The sequence below is a fragment of the Rheinheimera sp. genome, assembly GCF_037442345.1.
Classification (GTDB): Bacteria; Pseudomonadota; Gammaproteobacteria; order Enterobacterales; family Alteromonadaceae; genus Pararheinheimera.
In genome coordinates this window covers 132378-149706 of the sequence record NZ_JBBIQL010000003.1, presented here as the reverse complement: position 1 = coordinate 149706, position 17329 = coordinate 132378, and the positions used below count along the sequence as shown (strand labels likewise).

Annotated in this window: 16 protein-coding genes; 15 read left to right on the top strand and 1 reads right to left on the bottom strand. The window is 50.0% G+C overall.

The window, feature by feature from the left end:
• Positions 1–192 precede the first annotated feature (192 nt).
• Positions 193–1365: an acyltransferase gene (locus WKJ04_RS02695; protein WP_337879002.1), complete on the bottom strand. Its 1173-nt coding sequence runs from the start codon at positions 1363–1365 to the stop codon at positions 193–195.
• Positions 1366–1479: 114 nt separating this feature from the next.
• Between WKJ04_RS02695 and WKJ04_RS02690 the strand changes: the two genes are divergently transcribed.
• The 15 genes from WKJ04_RS02690 (at position 1480) to galE (ending at position 17291) form a co-directional block, all read left to right on the top strand.
• Entirely contained in the window at positions 1480–2949 is a 1470-nt protein-coding gene (locus WKJ04_RS02690) for a phosphomannomutase (RefSeq protein WP_337879001.1), read from the top strand.
• A gap of 13 nt (positions 2950–2962) precedes the next feature.
• Entirely contained in the window at positions 2963–4129 is a 1167-nt protein-coding gene (locus tag WKJ04_RS02685) for a glycosyltransferase (RefSeq protein WP_337879000.1), read from the top strand.
• 37 nt (positions 4130–4166) lie between these two features.
• On the top strand, positions 4167–4886 hold the full coding sequence (locus tag WKJ04_RS02680) for a glycosyltransferase family 2 protein (protein WP_337878999.1): 720 nt from the start codon (positions 4167–4169) through the stop codon (positions 4884–4886).
• Between the two features lies 1 nt (position 4887).
• Positions 4888–5295 (top strand): DUF2304 domain-containing protein, encoded by a 408-nt coding sequence (locus tag WKJ04_RS02675; RefSeq protein ID WP_337878998.1) that lies wholly within the window; start codon positions 4888–4890, stop codon positions 5293–5295.
• 57 nt (positions 5296–5352) lie between these two features.
• Complete coding sequence (locus tag WKJ04_RS02670) at positions 5353–6939, top strand: asparagine synthetase B family protein (protein WP_337878997.1); 1587 nt, start codon at positions 5353–5355, stop codon at positions 6937–6939.
• 22 nt (positions 6940–6961) lie between these two features.
• Complete coding sequence (locus WKJ04_RS02665) at positions 6962–8275, top strand: oligosaccharide flippase family protein (protein WP_337878996.1); 1314 nt, start codon at positions 6962–6964, stop codon at positions 8273–8275.
• Between the two features lie 11 nt (positions 8276–8286).
• Positions 8287–9384, top strand: coding sequence for a nitroreductase family protein (locus WKJ04_RS02660; protein WP_337878995.1), 1098 nt, complete (start codon positions 8287–8289; stop codon positions 9382–9384).
• Between the two features lie 63 nt (positions 9385–9447).
• A complete protein-coding gene (locus WKJ04_RS02655; protein WP_337878994.1) occupies positions 9448–10614 on the top strand; it encodes a polysaccharide pyruvyl transferase family protein in 1167 nt (388 codons plus the stop codon).
• A 95-nt stretch (positions 10615–10709) separates the two neighbouring features.
• A complete protein-coding gene (locus tag WKJ04_RS02650) occupies positions 10710–11063 on the top strand; it encodes a hypothetical protein (RefSeq protein ID WP_337878993.1) in 354 nt (117 codons plus the stop codon).
• 69 nt (positions 11064–11132) lie between these two features.
• A complete protein-coding gene (locus WKJ04_RS02645) occupies positions 11133–11813 on the top strand; it encodes a YjbF family lipoprotein (RefSeq protein ID WP_337878992.1) in 681 nt (226 codons plus the stop codon).
• Entirely contained in the window at positions 11813–12547 is a 735-nt protein-coding gene (locus WKJ04_RS02640) for a capsule biosynthesis GfcC D2 domain-containing protein (RefSeq protein ID WP_337878991.1), read from the top strand. Before WKJ04_RS02645 ends, WKJ04_RS02640 begins: the two co-directional genes overlap by 1 nt.
• The gene (locus WKJ04_RS02635) at positions 12544–14643 is read left to right on the top strand and encodes a YjbH domain-containing protein (protein WP_337878990.1); all 2100 of its coding nucleotides are present in this window, start codon (positions 12544–12546) and stop codon (positions 14641–14643) included. Before WKJ04_RS02640 ends, WKJ04_RS02635 begins: the two co-directional genes overlap by 4 nt.
• 12 nt (positions 14644–14655) lie before the next feature.
• Positions 14656–15210 (top strand): dTDP-4-dehydrorhamnose 3,5-epimerase, encoded by a 555-nt coding sequence (rfbC, locus tag WKJ04_RS02630; RefSeq protein WP_337878989.1) that lies wholly within the window; start codon positions 14656–14658, stop codon positions 15208–15210.
• Positions 15207–16085 carry a dTDP-4-dehydrorhamnose reductase gene (rfbD, locus tag WKJ04_RS02625; protein ID WP_337878988.1) on the top strand — a complete coding sequence of 293 codons (879 nt, stop codon included), beginning with the start codon at positions 15207–15209 and terminating at the stop codon, positions 16083–16085. Before rfbC ends, rfbD begins: the two co-directional genes overlap by 4 nt.
• 180 nt (positions 16086–16265) lie before the next feature.
• Positions 16266–17291: a UDP-glucose 4-epimerase GalE gene (galE, locus tag WKJ04_RS02620; protein WP_337878987.1), complete on the top strand. Its 1026-nt coding sequence runs from the start codon at positions 16266–16268 to the stop codon at positions 17289–17291.
• Positions 17292–17329 lie beyond the last annotated feature (38 nt).

Here is a 17329-nt window from a genome sequence, read left to right as displayed (position 1 = left end):
ATAATGGCTACTCACAGTTCTCTGAATCTGGCCTCATGAAAATCCGCACCATTCTTTATGTTGTCAGTTCAACGGAGAGAACTAGCTTTTCATCAACCAATTAGGTTTGTCAGCGAAAGCGGTAGCCGTGATTCTTAGCGTTCTTCAATTCAGCACTGCCTGCAAACGGAGTTACAGCACTTGGCACGCCCCTCAGAGAGGAATCTGTGCAGTGTCCTTTGTTGGTATGCCAGCTCCCTGGCTCATAAAGCGTATTTTGGATCTTGCCTTAAGGAGCGGTTGCTCAATCAGGTGAATTGAGATGGTCGATATCATGATGACGAGCAGAATTGATAGCAACAAACTATAGAATCCCCTTTCACTGTATTCGTGGAAGGCCTCACCGTACAGGATGTAAGAAGCAATCAAGCCAACTTGCCAATGCATCAGGTAAATGGGGTAAGCGTAGTCGCCCAGTCGCTGATCAAGAGAAATGCTGAGCGGGGCAATTTGAGTTCCATTTGCTATGGTAAAAATCAGCAGTGCACAGAAAATTATGTTCAGATAGACACCGATTTCAGATAGCAGTGTTTGTCCAACAGGAGCCAAACAACTGAAGAAGATACCGTTGGTTAGCAGCAATAAAAAGCAAGGCCCGGCAGATAGCCTCCAGCGCAACATAAACTTACTGAGCTTTATATTTTTTGATAGAAAGTACGTCGCTGCACCCACTGAAAAAGGTAGCGAGGCTGCGGCTGCCGGGCCATAACGCGCATTCCACGGGGCTCCAACATAATAGGTATATCCCACATAAATCAGTGAAACTATCAGCCAAACTTTTACCCGAAAAAAGGTTTTGGAAATCCCGACAACTATCAGTAAGTACATGCAGATTTCTACTGTGATAGCCCAAGTTGGAGGTACTAATCTGGGATTGACGGAGGCTGGAAACCAAGCAATAAATGCAATGAAAATATTTTGCAAGTAACTTTCGAGTGAGTCTGGTAAATAGATGCTTGCATGATATCCACGCACGAGCTCGGATCCAAATCCCAAAATCAATAAGACTGTTAACAGAAGTGCGACCCAATACACTGGGTATAATCGAAGAGCCCTGTTAGCTAAAAAACAAGCCATACCACGCCAACTGTAACCATAGCTTTCATGCATGATACGGGTCATCAGAAATCCACTCATGACATAAAAGCCAAAAACACAATAAATTCCTAAGGCAGCCAAGCCAGAAAATAAATGCATGAACATCACAATGGATGCAAAAATTAAACGGAGTAAGCCAAGCATTGGATTTTCAATATAATCCTTGTCAGTAAATTTAGCTGCCAGAGAAATGGATGCGACAGAACAGAATCGAAGATATGTTAACAACCAACTGATTTGCTGTCATTAACTTTAGTTGTAGTGGTAATGAACAGATAGGTTAGAATATGTCATCAGCGCGTAAATGAAAGCGTCTGTTAGGGCCTGTGGGAGATATGCCTGATGCGGGTCTTTGGCGTTTTGTCATATAGTCATCATTTTTTCATAGGACCTATTTTGATTCAGTTAAATGCATTTAACATCCAATTTGGCACTAGTGGTGCCCGCGGTCTGGTTGTCGATTTTAGTTACGAGGCCTGTTGGGCTTACACCGCAGCATTTGTACAACTCTGCCACGAACAAGCTGACTGCACTGAGTTAGTGATAGCGATGGATTTACGGCCGAGCAGTCCAGTTATTTTGCAGCATATTTGCAGCGCTTTGCGTCATTTAGGGGTGGAGCCATTGTTCTGTGGCGTATTGCCGACTCCTGCGCTGGCTGCTTATGCCAAACAACTGAATTTGCCTGCAATTATGATTACCGGCAGCCACATTCCCTTTGATCGTAACGGTCTGAAGTTTTATACCCGTGATGGGGAAATCACCAAGCAGCATGAAGCCGCGATGATATCGGCGCACTTACCCGATGCGCCGATCGCTTCAGTTCAGAATGTGGTAGTAAGCGACCACGCCAGAGCCTGTTATCTCAAGCGCTATACCAATGTATTTTCTGCTGATTTATTCAGAGGAAAACGAATCGGGCTTTATCAGCATTCGGCGGCTGGCCGCGATCTTTACACTGATTTGTTTCAGCAACTCGGCGCTCAGGTGGTGGAATTAGGGCGTTCAGAAACTTTTGTGCCCATAGATACAGAAGCGGTTTCCGATGAAGACAAAGCCCGTGCCAAGACTTGGTGTGCGCAATACCAACTGGATTTGCTTTTTTCTACGGACGGCGACGGGGATAGGCCTCTGGTTGCGGATGAGCAAGGCAATTGGTTTCGAGGGGACGTCTTAGGCGCTTTTTGCGCAAAAGCGTTAAGGATCCGTCATTTGGCTGTTCCGGTAAGTTGCAACACTGCTATTGAACTTTCGGGTTGGTTTGAGACAGTGGTAAGAACCCGTATCGGCTCCCCCTATGTTATAGAACAGTTTGAAAAAATTCAGGGTAGTAAAGCTGGATTTGAAGCCAATGGTGGCTTTCTGCTCGGTTCTGACTTGCCTATGAATGGGCAAATATTGCCTGCATTGCCTACGCGAGACGCCGTGCTTCCTTTGTTGGCTATAGTCCAGCTTGCAGATGGGGCTCCGCTGTCTGAGCTCTACCAGCAGCTACCAGCACGTTTTACCAGTAGTGATCGTGTGCAAAATATTGCCACAGATCTGAGTCGGACGCTGATCGCTTCTTGCCAGCAGTCACCTGAACTTTTGTTAAAGGCGTTGGCGTTGGAAACCGCGGTTTGCTCGCTTAATACGACAGACGGATTACGAATCAGCCTGGTCAATGGTGACATCATTCACTTGCGTCCAAGTGGTAATGCCCCCGAACTTCGCTGCTATGCAGAATCGGACAGCCAAGCGAAAGCTGAGTTTTTGGTTGATACGACGCTGAACTGGTGTCGTCAGCAGGCGGCTGCGCAAGGCGGAAACTGACAGGGCGGTAATGATGAGCATCGGAACAAACCGCATTGCTGCACTCAGGGTACTGCACGTAGGTAAGTTTTTTCCGCCATTTTTAGGCGGCATCGAAAACTTTATGGCGGACTTGCTCAACGCCCAGAATTCGGCGGGTGTGAAGGCTGATGCCTTGGTTCACCAGCATTTGTATAGCTGGCGCTCTGATATTCACCAGCATAATCAATCGCTGATTTACCGGGCCGCCTGTTTTGGGCGGCTGGTGTTTGCTCCGGTAAGTCCCTGGTTTTTGCGTGATTATCAGCGTTGCGCTGCGCTTACTAAGCCACAGGTGTTGCATCTGCATATGCCCAATACTTCAGTATTCTGGCTGTTATTGTCCTATCAAGCGCGTAAGCTACCTTGGGTTGTGCATTGGCATTCTGACGTGTTGGGGGAGAAGGCGCCTTGGTATTTACGGTTGTTGTACCCTTTCTACCGACCATTTGAGAAGGCTGTTCTGTCGAAAGCTGCTGCCATCATATGCACCTCTGAAGCTTATGTTCAGTCGAGCAAAGTGTTGGCGAGTTTTCGGGATAAAGTTGAGGTTATCCCGCTGGGGCTACCAGACGTTCCTTGCCTGAGTTCGGAAATCCGGCGGCCCGGGCCTTTGCGTCTGTTGATGATCGGACGATTGACCTATTACAAAGGGCACCGGGTGTTACTGAACGCTTTATCTGCATTACCGCGCGACTTAGTGCAACTGACGGTTGTTGGAGAAGGCGAATTAGAAGACGAAATTAAACATCAGATCCATCAGTTGCAGCTTAACAATGTGTATATGGCTGGTCGGGTATCTGGTGAGGATATCAATCAACTCTTGGAGCAATGTGATCTGCTCGTGTTGCCTTCCATTGAAAAAACCGAAGCCTTTGGATTGGTGCTGCTTGAGGCAGCACGAAGAGCCAAACCTGCGTTAGTGACGAGTGTAGAGGGATCGGCTATGTCTTGGGTTGTCCAGCACAATCAGACTGGATGGGTTGTTGCTCCAGGCTTGGTAGAAGAGCTCAAAGGGCAGATCGAACGATTGATGGCGGCGCCAGAAATCTGTATTGCTTATGGGCAGGCAGCCAGGTTGCGTTTTCAAAGTTGCTTCGACATCTCAACTGTTGCAGAAAAAATAAATTGTCTCTACGCCAGACTGACAAGTTCATCCTGATAAAGATCGCCTTTTTTGTTCTGGCTGGTTAGAATCGATGGTTTGTACTTATAAAACAATGCCAAAAGTGTTCGGTCCTATCCTAATTGTTATTCCGGCTGTTAATGAAGAAGCAACTTTGTTTGATGTGATTAACCGCTGCTATGCCTCAGTAGATGCAACAGTATTGGTTGTCGATGATGGCAGTACTGACGGTACCTCTGATGTGGCGAAGGGGTCTGGTGCAATTGTTGTCAGGCATTTACGTCAAATGGGGGCATGGCGGGCCATGCAGACCGGATTTGTTTATGCTGCATCCCATGGCTACAACACTGTTATTACCATTGACGCCGATGGGCAGCATCATCCAGAAGTATTGCAAGAGTTGCTGAATTGTCGAAATACTGACGCTGAACTTATCATAGGTTCATGCCCGGGGCGAGGCAGCCTGTATCGCCAATTTGCCTGGTGGTTGCTGCGACAATTATCTGGTGTGCAAATTCGTGATTTAACTTCTGGGTTGCGTGTGTACAGCAAAGATGCCATTGGCTTGATGATACAAAAAGGGGCATCCTTACTGGAGTTCCAGGATCTCGGCGTTTTGATGTTATTGCAACAACAAGGTTTTAAGCTGGTTGAAAAAGAAGTTCAGATGTCACCCAGGACTAAGGGAAAATCGCGCATCTTCTTTTCTTGGTCAAGGGTATCCTATTACATGCTGACAACCTGTTTTCTGTGTATTAGCAAGTTAAATCTCAGAACAAGGAAAAGAACTTAAAATGGTCTCGAGTGTTCAATTGGTTGCTGCTCTTATCGGCGTTTCAGTGTCTGCCTTTATTTTTTATCTGGTTCGTAAAGATCACTTGGTAACAAAAGACGGGCTGATTTGGCTGTTGCTGTCCTTGTTTATACTCCTCTTGTCTCTGTTTACTGATATCGTTGATAAAATCGGGCTTAGCCTTGGGATCTCTTATCCTCCAATCTTATTGGTGTTGGTCGGTATTGCAGGAATTTTGATTAAGCTCGTATTAAATGACGTAGAAAAGACGCAAATTAAAGCGGACGTTGAAAGGTTGTTACAACACAATGCGCTGTTGGAGGCCGAAGTCGCAGCTCTGCGTAAAGTTAAAGAGCATGCTACAGATACCTCTCCGAGTATTGCTGACAATGTTGACTTACGTGGTTGATCAAATGAAATTCTGTCAGATCGATCTGGTCTGGCTAATTTGTCTATGATGTCCGTAATGAAAACGACACTCCATGAGTGTCTGAATTTGGATATCGACTTGGAGCTGACTGCCTGTTTTGGTAAACCCAGCCAAATGCAGCATGGGTATTTGTTCGGCGCAGCTTTTGATGACGATGAGCTTTTATCCACTCATAAACTTGAGAACTGCCTGAAGCAGGCTATTGAAAACCGTGCTTTACCGGAATTGCTTGCCCGCTTGAATGGTTTTTTCTCAATCATCTTTTTCTATCAGCAAAAGCTGTACCTCTGCGTTGATAAACTCAGAAGCAAGCCGTTGTTTTACTGCCAGTGGCAAGGGAGGCTGTTGGTATCGGATTCTGCGCAACATCTGGTGACGCTGCATCCAGAGTTAGCGGATTACGATGACTTGCATGTGGAGGAGTTTCGTCACACCGGTTATGTCACCGGAGCCGGGACTTTGCTTGCGTCTATCCGGCAAGTGCCGTCGTGCAGTTATGTCGAGCATGATGGACACGTCATCCGACAGCAGCATTATTTTGCTTTACCTGTTTTAGGTGCTGCTGACGCCAGTCAGCCAATGCATGAGTTGGAACTGTGTCTGGACGCTTTACTGGTGCGTTGTATCCAGCGCCTGCTTCAATATGCAGGCGGCAGACAGATAGTGTTACCGTTAAGTGGTGGTTATGACTCCAGAGCACTGGCATTGGCGCTGAAGAAGTCTGGTTACACTAATATATTTACCTTTTCTTTTGGCCGGGCAGGCAGTCCAGAGGTAGCCAAAGGTGAAATGGTTGCTAAAGCCCTGGGTTTAGCTTGGACGCCAATCATTTATAGCCGAAAGGACTGGCGAGTTTTTGCGGGTGAGCAAGAGTTTTCCCGCTTTTTGCAGTTTGGTCACCAATATGCTTCGGTGCCGCCAGTACAGGTTATATTGGCGCTGCATCAGTTGAGGCGAATGGGGGTAGTGCAGCCTGATGCCGTATTCGTGCCGGGTCACACCGCGGATTTTTTGAGTGGTGGCCACAGGCCAATATTGCCCTCGTCTGTTACAGAGCATGAGTGCCTTGAGGCAGCCTGTCAGGCGATCATTCGTAGCCATTATGCGTTGAGTGCTGAAACACTGAGTCAGCCTTTAAGAGCAAAGCTTTATTCAGAACTGGCGGCACTGATGGATCAAGGGCAGTACCAGGATGCTGCGACCTTGTGCGAAGTATGGAATTTCAAGGAACGCCAGGCCAAATTCATAGTGAATTCAAACCGCTACTATGACTTTTACGGGTATGACTGGTGGATGCCATTTTGGGACAATGAATTTATTGAGTATTGGCAAAGTGTTTCTGCGGAATCAAGGTTAAATAAGCAGCTTTGGATCCACTTTATTGAACAGCAGATGCAGGTATTCAGCATAGGCGGACCTGTCTCGGGAAATGCAGATGTGAAAACGACCAAATGGAGTGCAAGGTTGTATCGCTACAGTGAATATTGGACAGATTTGAATTTGTTGTATGTGCTGGTACCGTTTAAACGCTGGTTCTTCTGGCGTTATGGTGTGTCCAAAAAACCGGGCAGCCTGTTTGGCTGGTTATGCGAACAACTGTTACCACCACATCGTAAACACTGACTTCTAACACAGGTGGCTCTGAGTGCTGAGAACGCTATTCGCAAATAACATAGTGCGTCAGCTGTCGCTGTTGGTCTCTGGGACTGCAATTGGCCAGCTGATCAACTATGCCGCCATGTTGGTGATCTTACGCATCTATGGGCCACAGGCGTTCGGAGAGTTTGGCGCTTTTAACGCGGTGCTGCAACTGCTGCTGCCTTTAGCTGCCTTCTCCTTGCCAGCGGCGCTTCCGCTGACCACCAGTCGGATCGAATCAAAGGCATTGGTCAGTCTGTCCAACCTGGTCTCCTTGGGTTTTAGCTTGATGTTTTTTGTTTTTTTATGCGGGTTCACGCCGTATTTTCTTGAACTGTTTTCATTGGAGAGCAGTGCGAATTTGGTGTATTTACTGCCTGTCGCTTTGCTTTTTTCGGCAAGGTTGCAGCTTGCACAGCAAACACTGTTGAAGCTTCAACAATTCACTGTTGTAGTGAAAGCGGAATTGATTCAAGCGATTGGGCTTAATGTGCTTCGTATCCTGGTTGGATACTGTTGGTCCGTTTCAGCGGTGTTGATAACCCTGACGAGCGTAGCGGGCTGGACACACAAAAGGTTACTGAGCTCTGTCGCCGGTGACCCCCTGCGCGATGCATGGCAACCGTTAGTTTTTCGTCCGCGTAGCTTTCGCTATTGGCGCAGGCTCAAACGGACTCTAAGCCACTATCGTGCTTTTCCTCTGTTTCAAACACCGCAACAGTTGTTGAATGGGGCAGCGCAAAGTGTGCCAGTACTGATTCTGGCTGCTTTGTTTGGAAGCAGTACCGTTGGCTTTTATGTGCTGGCCAAGACCTTGCTCGAGTTGCCAGCGATGCTGCTGAACCGGGCCATTGGCGACGCGTTTTACAGCCATTTTGCCATCGCTTACCGACAGCAGGGCGACAACAGCCATCTTTTGATCAAAGCTACGCTAGGGTTGGCATTGGCAGGGGTGGTGCCCTTTGGTGTTGTCGCTGTTTGGGGGGAGGCGTTGGTTGGCTGGCTTTTTGGTGCTGAGTGGCGTCAGTCCGGAGAGTACGCCGGGTGGATGGCGGTCTGGTTGTACTTTGCGTTCATTAATATACCCAGCGTAAAAGCGGTGATGGTATTGCAAATACAACACTGGGCCATTCTACTCAACCTCTTGACGCTAGGTCTCAGAGTGTCGGCGCTCTATTGGATGGCGTCCGTCACCGGTAACCCAGTGCATGCTGTTGCGGCTTTTGCCTTGGTGGGGGCGGCACATTGCCTGGTTTTTACCGCCATGGCGATTAGCGTCAGTAAATTGCGCGCTAATTTGACTCAAGTTGTAGATGCATAGGTTGGTAAAGAGTGAGAAAAATTAAAGCATTAGTGCCTCTGTCAGTCAAAACTGGCGTCAAGCAGCTCAAGGGATCCATCAGCTTGTTTTTCTCCAGACTGGCGGCCCGGTCAAACCTGACTGCGGGTTTGTATTATTTGTTCAGCTCACAGTTCTACCGTGAGCAGCGAGCCGTTTTGTCGGGGCGATTGGCCTATCAACAGCGCCTGCATCTGATAGGGCAAAGCAGCGCCTTGTTGCGCCGTAATATTCACCGGCTGGAAAAAGGCCTGATTATGCAGCCGCGCCGGGCCAGTTTTGCCTCCGACTATATTATGGAAACTGTGGTGATCTTCGAGCGGGCTGTGCAGCAGAAAAGCATATGTTCTGCAGAGCTCAAATGGGCCGCTGATGTGCTGAATAGTTATTTTGACTTTGTCACAGATACGGCAGAAATTGCGAAAGCCAGGAGCCTGTTTGGTCAAGTGTGGCAACAGCTTAGCCGGGAGCTAACTGAACAGGTTGGAGACGCAACTGAACCAGGCGCCAGCTCGGTTCCTTATCCCGCCAGTGCATTGCCTGATTGCCCCATAGTGTTTGCTGATCTGTACACTTTGTACCAGCGACGACGTTCTGTGCGTTGGTTTACCAAACAACAGGTAGACCCTGCGTTGATCCGTCAGGCGGTCAATGCGGCCAGCCTGGCACCTTCCGCCTGCAACCGTCAGCCGTACCGTTTTGATTTATTGCCCCGGCCTGAGGATGCCGCAAAAGTGGCTGATTTGGCGATGGGCACCACGGGCTTTGCCGGACAAATTCCCAGTCTGATTGTGGTGATTGGGGATTTAAGCTGTTATCCGGCCGAACGGGACCGTCATGTGATTTACATCGATGCCTCGCTGGCTACTATGCAGTTAATGCTGGCGCTGGAAACGCTTGGCCTCTCCACCTGCCCAATCAACTGGCCTGATATTGAAAGCCGGGAAAAAGCCATTGCCCAGACCTTGGGGTTGGAGCCTTATCAGAGGGTGGTGATGCTGCTGGCGATAGGCTATGCCGATCCGCAAGGTGGCATTGCGTTTTCTCAGAAGAAAACCGATGCACTGTTGGTGCGTGAGGTGACGTTATAAGCAGCTGTGTGTGTTTTTGTTCAGTAACAGGCTGGCTGGTTCAGGCCATAAACAAGGAATAATGTGACTTTTATAGAAATTCGTGGCGTGCAGTTTGTGAACAAGGGGGCAGAGCTGATGTTGCATGCCGTGTTGCAGCAGCTTCAGCAGTGTTGGCCACAAGCCCAGGTGGTGCTGCAAACAGGAGCGAACTCGCCTTATCAGGCCAGAGCCCTGTTAGGCGCTTATCAAAAGGCAGGTTTGCGGCTGTTTGGCATTGAAATAAATGCCTACAGCCACTATCTGCCAAAAAAGCTGCGGCAATGGCTAATCCGCCAATTCGGTATTGTCACGGAAGCGGATATTGATGTGGTGCTGGATGCCAGTGGTTTTGCCTATGGCGACCAATGGCCGGAAGCGCATGGTTTGTACCTGGCCGATGAATTAAAACGTTTTGCCAGACGCGGCAAGGCCTATGTGTTTTTGCCCCAGGCCTTTGGGCCCTTTAGCCGGGAAAAAGAACGGCGTGCTCTGGCAGAGGCGCTGCCTTTAGCACGGCTGGTGCTCGCCAGAGACCCACAAAGCCTGCAGCATTTGCGTGAGCTTTGCCCGCAAGGCAAGGTTCGGCAAGCGCCGGATTTTACCAATTTGGTGCAGGGGGAGTCGCTGGTGCCCGTCTTGCCTGCCAATACCCTGACGATGATCCCGAATTATCAGATGCTGAGCCCACGTAATTCGGATCAACGTTGGCAGAACAGTTATTTGCCGATGCTCACCCATCTGATGTTAAGGGCGTTGGAGCAGGGAATGCAGGTTCTGGTGCTGAACCACGAAGGCAAAAAAGACCAGCAATTGTGCGACGCGTTGGTCGCTGCCAGTCAGGGCCGGGCGATACTGCGTCAGGAAGCCGATCCTTTAGTGGTGAAAGCCTTGATTGGTCAAAGCAAAGCCGTGATCTGCTCGCGTTTTCATGGCTGTGTCAGTGCCTTGTCGCAGGGCATACCTTGTATTGGTACCAGCTGGAGCCATAAATACCAGGCCTTGTTCGCTGATTATCAGCAACAGCGGTTTTTGCTTGACCCAGGGCTGTCAGAGAATGAGTTGGCTGAATTAATGGATGAACTGCTGGCCTTACCGGCAGAACCACTATTGCAGGCCTCCGCGTTGCTCAAGCAGCAGTCAGAACAAATGTGGAACCTGGTGATGCAATCCTTGTCAGACCAACGGGACCTTGGTGCGGTGAATGGCTGAAGCCTTTGATTTCACCGCATTTACTGAAACCAGCTCTTGCCGCGAGGTTGTTTTTTCTCTATCCTGTGGGAGCTTTTTAAAAAGGGATGATAGTCATGACTAAATTAAATGCGTTATTAGCCGCCGCTCTGCTGGTTGCTGGTACTGCTTCTGCTCAGGAAGAAGCTGCTGCCGGTTCAGCTGCTGCTGCCAGCACTATTGGTGGTATCTCCACTGGTTATGTGGTTGCAGGTGCTGTCGCCGCTGGTGTGCTGGCCGCCATTATCAGCAACTCAGACAGTGATACTGTACCACCACCACCACCACCACCGGTTCCAACCTGTAATGGTTCAGACCCGCTGGTGAATGGTTCTTGTGTGGGTACAGCTGTGACTGTAACTGGTACCGGCACCGGCACTGCTACTACCACAGTAGCTGTTACTTTCACTTACGCACCAACACTGCAGTAATTGAACTGGTAATGAGAAAGCCGCCTTCTGGCGGCTTTTTATTCGCTGCGATCCCAAGAGTGACTGCTTATGATGATTTTCAGGTCTTGCCTGCTGGTATTGACGTTCAGCACTTTACTTTCCTGCTCCGCTACTTACTACAACTATGCCTATACCCTTGAACAAGCGTTCAGCCCAGACGTTGGTGTGACTTTATCCAAAGAAGATATTGCAGCGCAAAAATACGATGTGCTTTATATCACGCCAGGCAACAGATCCCGGGCCTTGGTGGTGCTTGCTTATATTGAGCACGGCGAGCGTAAATGGCTGTCACAGGACCACGCCATGCTGAACACCCGCAATGGTCGTTTGGTGAAAACTTCGGGGTTTGGCACAGATTTACTTTTTAGCCAGGAAGACACGCCAGACCCGCTGCAAAACCAGGCACAAGACATACGGCAGGGGTTAAGCTGGAGCAGCCGGACTGACTGGTCGAATAATGAAAGCTCAGTGCAAACCCAGTACCGCATCAGCGCTGTGCAAAACGAACAAATTGATATTGCCGGCATGACCCTGAACACCCGTAAAGTGACGGAGCAGGTTACATTTGGCAATGGTCAGACCGCAGAGAACCTGTTCTGGCTGGACCCGGCTTCAGGCCAGGTGTTGAAAAGTCTGCAACATATTGCGCCGTTTTTCCCACCCCTATTGATTGAACATGTGACTGCAGCTGGCCGCTTAAGCGGGCTGATCACCAAAGGAGCTGTCTGATGAGGTTATGGGCCAGCCTGCTTGGCTTGTGTTGTTTGCCGCTCTGGGCGGCAGAACCTGTTGTGCTGGTGGAATGGCAGGGCCAGTACCGGGGTTATTTTGAGTCGCCGCGGTTGGATGCTGTGCTGCAGCAGGCCAGCCAACCAGAGACGTATTGGCCTGCAGTGCGTTTGTACAAAACAGATGCGGACTCGTTAATGCAGGCAGAGCAACAAAAAATCCGGGTTCTGCAGTTATTGGAGCAGGCCCGCCAGCACTACCTGAAACAACAGGATGAGGCCGAAGCGCAGGCCATCGCCCGTTTGGCAGCCGAGATCCTGCAATGGCGCGTGGCATTACCTGTGCCGGGCAGCATGGACCTTGACAAGGTCAGAACCAAAGCGGTGTTGAACCCCAAACTGCCGCCCGGGCACTACAGACTGGTGGCCGGGAAAAGGCCACAAACATTACCACTGACAGGCTTCACTTCTGTTACTGAATGGCCTCTGACACAGGGCCTGACCTCCAGCCAGTTGAAGCCTGAATTCACTGCGGCAGCAGACAGGGATTATCTGTATCTGGTTACACAGGCCGAAGTACGTAAGGCAGGGGTTCGCTTCTGGAATGCCGAAACTGTACCGGTGTCTCCCTGGATGACAGCGCTGGTAGGTCTGGACACAGATGAACTGCCGGACGAGCTGGCAGAAATTAATACAGAGCTGGTGGCCTTGGTACGTTACAGGATAATGGAATGAAGAAGTTGAATTACTTGACGCTGAGCCTGTTGGCCTGTTCGGTTCAGCAGGCGCTGGCAGCTGATTATTTCTGGCAGTCGCCGGCAGGCTCTTCGCAAATGGCGCAAGGCGGCACCGGTCTGATCCAGATGCCGACCGCCCGGCACAGCACCGAAGGTGATTTTTATCTGAATTACAGCGACAGCCAGGAATACAGGTTCTGGTCAGCCTCTTTGCAGCTTTACCCCTGGCTTGAGACCACCATTCGTTATACCGATGTTCGCACCCAGCTCTACAGCGAAGACCCAAGTTTCAGCGGTAACCAGACCTACAAGGATAAAGGCATCGATGTAAAGCTGCGGTTGTGGCAGGAATCTTTGTATTTGCCGGAGCTGTCCGTTGGGGTGCGTGACTTTGGTGGGACCGGCTTGTTTGAAAGTGAGTTTATTGCCGCCAGCAAACGTTTTGGGCCGGTCGATGTACACCTGGGTTTAGGCTGGGGTTATCTGGGACGGCGCGACAATATCTCCAACCCCTTTTGCGATTTGAGCGACCGTTTCTGTGAACGGCCTGGTGGCGTGTCGGGTTCAGGTGGCAAGGTGGAATATAAAAAGTTCTTCCGGGGCCCGACGTCTCTGTATGCCGGTATTGAGTACCAAACGCCCTGGCAGCCGCTGCGGTTAAAAGCCGAATACGATGGCAATACCTATCAGCAGGACTTTGCCGGCGTATTGAAGCAGGACTCAGATTTTAACGTCGCCGCCGTCTATGCACTCAATGATGCTTTTGATCTGACCGTCAATTACCAGCGGGGCAATACCTTTGGTTTTGGTGTCAGCTACAAGCTGAATTTCAACAGTATCAGCCAGGTCAAGTTGGACCTGCCTCCTCCGGAAGTTTCAGAGAAACGTGCCGTTGACCGCATTGAGCTGATTGATAAGGCGGCTTTAGCCAGTGATCTCTACCACCATGCTGGTTTTGTGGTGAACAATTACAAGCTGACAGACGACGAGCTGGTACTGACCGGCCGTCAGGTAGCGTTTCGTCATGAAGATGTGGCGATGGAGCGGGTTGGCCGGGTGCTGGCCAAGTACTTGCCTGGATCGGTAAAAAGTTATCGGATTGTGATTGAATCGGCGCGTTTACCTGTTGTCGAAACGCATATTGACGCAGAACAGTTTATTGCGGCAAGCACTGCACAACAGCCTGGATTGAAGGTAACAGACTCATTTACACGTGAGAACCCGCAGCCGCACCAGTGGCAGACCGAGCAGGATTACACCGGATTAGGGCTTGGCAGCAACTTCTTCTGGATCCAGTCCTTTGGTAACCCGGAATCTTTTTATATGTATCAGGCCGGTTTGCTGGCCAATGCATCCTATAAATTAACGCCAAATTTTGGAGTGTTCGGCACGGCCAAAATTAACCTGCTAACCAACTTTGATGATTTCAACTACAAAGTGGATTCTTTTGACACCGGTGTACCCAGGGTTCGTACTTATGTTCGAGAGTATGTGACCCGCAGTGATGTAACCATGGAAAACTTGTTTACCCAATGGGCAGATGAATTGAGCCCCGATTGGTATGGTCAGCTGTATGCCGGTTATCTGGAAACCATGTTTGGTGGTGTGGGTGGCGAAGTGTTGTACCGGCCGGTGGATTCAAGTCTGGCTTTTGGTCTGGACCTGAACTATGTCAAACAACGTTCGTATGAGAAAGAACTGGCATTTTTTGACTACAAAACTGTGACCGGGCATTTATCGGCTTATTGGCAACCGCAATACAGCTGGCTGAAGGATTCTTTGGTGACGGTCAGTGTGGGCCAGTATCTGGCGAAGGACAAAGGGGTCACCCTGGAGTTCGCCCGCCGTTTTGACAGCGGTATTATTGTTGGGGCCTATGGCGCTTTTACCGATATGTCTGCTGAGCAGTATGGAGAAGGCAGCTTTACCAAAGGGTTTTATGTGTCCATACCGTTCGACCTGTTCTCATTAAAATCATCCACAGGGCGTGGCCGTTTGCCTTGGGTACCTATTTCACGTGATGGTGGTCAGGCCTTACACAGACCAGTGCGGTTAATGGACATCACAGAAGCCCGGGCTCCCTTTTATCGGTAAGGTCCGTACCACATGAAAATAAGTGCGTTACAGGGTTCAGAGCTGTTGGTATGTGAACCTGAATTACTCACAGACCCGCGAGGCTTGTTTGCTGAAGCCTGGCGGGAGTCTTTATTAAACGAAGCGGTCGGCCATTCTGTGCATTTTGTGCAGGAATCATTTTCCGTCTCCAGACAGTATGTGATCCGTGGGCTGCACTATCAGCTGAACCCGCCGCAGGCAAAATTGATCCGGGTGATCAGCGGTGAAATTTTTGATGTGGCGGTCGATTTGCGGCCGGATTCAACTCATTTTGGCCGCAGTTATGCTGTACCTTTACAGGCCAAAGACCGGCAATTGCTGTTTATTCCAGCCGGTTTTGCCCATGGTTTTCAGGTACTTTCCGCTGAAGCTGAGGTGCAGTACAAGGTTTCGGCTTATTATGACGCGCCATCGGATAGGGCCTTGCTGTGGAACGACCCGCAACTGGCGATTGCCTGGCCTTATCCGGCACAGGCTATCTTGTCGGATAAAGACAAAAATGCGCCGACTCTGGTGCAGGCTGAACTGTTTGGCGCTGGCTTATGAAGGTGCTGGTGCTGGGTGAACATGGTCAACTGGCGCAGGCGCTGGCCTATAGCCAGCCTGCACAGCTGAAGGTGACTTATCTGGGGCGTTCTGGCCTGGTTCCTCTGAACCAGGCACAGCTGAACTCTCAGCTGGATGCAGCGGCGCCGGACCTGATTATCAATGCAGCGGCCTGGACAGACGTTGATCTGGCCGAACTTGCCACTGAGCAGTGCTCGTTGCTGAATACCCAACTGGTGCGCTGGCTGGTGCAATGGGCCTCAGCGCTGGGGACACCCCTGATCCATATTTCCACCGATTACGTCTTTAATGGTCTGTCGACCGAGCCCTATACAGAAGAAGTCAGAGTGTCGCCTCTGAACCAGTATGGGGCCAGTAAACTGGCGGCAGAACAGCACTTGCTGCTTAGCTATGCACAGCATTCATTGATCCTGCGGACCTCATGGCTTTATTCTGGCTTTGGCAGTAATTTTCTGGTAAAACTGCTCGCTATTTTGCAGAAGGAACCGCAGCAAAAAGTATCGATGGTGACGGACCAGTGGGGCAGTCCGACGTCGGCTTTGGATTTCGCTGAGCGGATCTGGCAACTGGTGTTGCAGCCTTTTCGGCCTGGTTTGTATCACTATGCCGGGCCACAGTGTGTCAGCCGGTTTGAATTTGCGACATTCATAGTGCAACGGGCTCTGCATGCCGGGTTACTGGCCGGTAAGGTGGAGTTCAGTCCTGTCCGGCTGAATTCTTTTGCTGCGACTGCAAAGCGGCCATTGTATTCCTGTCTCGACTCGTCGTTGTTGTTGGGAATTCAAGGCTGGTCTCAGCTGGGGTTATCCGCAGATATTGATCGTGAATTGCAAGTGCTTTGCAGGCCAGAGTAACAGTTCATGCTGGCTTCAGCCAGAATACGCTTTACTCTCAGGCTGGATATACAAAAGCCTGTAAACAGGCTTGGTGTTGGAATACGACCTGAACGGATTCAAATAAAGAGGTCTTCGGCAAAAATAGAGCCTGTGTGGCAGCGTCGTCTGTTCGCCGATGTAGAAAGATGGGATGAATAAATGAAGAAAGTATTAGTGACAGGTGGTGCCGGCTATATTGGCAGCCACACTATTTTGGCGTTATTAAAAGCAGGTTATCAGGTGGTCAGTCTGGATAACTACTGCAACTCAAGCCCGGAAGCCTTGCTGCGGGTTAAAACCTTAGCCGGGGTGGATGACAGTAACCTGGCCATAGAACAAGGCGACATTCTCGATGCCAACAGGTTAAAGGAGGTCTTCTTTGCACACCGGCCTGCGGCGGTCATCCATTTTGCCGGCTTAAAGGCAGTAGGGGAATCGGTGCGTTTACCGCTGAATTATTACCAGACCAATGTGGCCGGTACTCTGACCCTGTGTCAGGTGATGCAGGAATTTAACTGCACAGATTTAGTGTTCAGCTCGTCGGCGACAGTGTACAGGCCTGAGCAGCAGATGCCGTTGTCAGAAGAAAAAGATCGCTTCGCTGTGAACCCTTATGGCCAGTCCAAACTGATGGTGGAGTACATTCTGGAGGATTTTGCGAAAGTCAACCCAGACTGGAATATTGCACTGTTGCGTTACTTCAACCCGGTAGGCGCAGACAGCAGTGGTCAGATTGGTGAAGATCCGAACGGGCTGCCGAATAATCTGATGCCATTTATCTCGCAGGTGGCCGTGGGCAAGTTAGCGCAGCTGAGTATTTTTGGAGGCGATTACCCGACACCGGACGGCACCGGCGTGCGTGATTATATTCATGTCAGCGATTTGGCGGACGGCCATTTGGCCGCGATGCGCTATCTGGAACGCAAGCCTGGCCTGGAAGCCTTTAATCTGGGCTCGGGTTCCGGCCATTCTGTGCTGGAAATTGTGAAAACTTTTGAGCAGGTGAATCAGGTTGCTGTGCCTTATCAAATTGTGGAGCGCCGCCCAGGGGATGCCCCCGTCAGTTATGCCTGCCCTGAAAAATCACAGCGGTTATTGGGCTGGAAAACAGAGAAAACGCTGACCGATATGGTGCGTGACAGCTGGAACTGGCAAAAACAGAACCCGGACGGTTATCCGTCATAGTCTTGTCTCTGCGGACACAGGCACTTCAACTGAAGTGC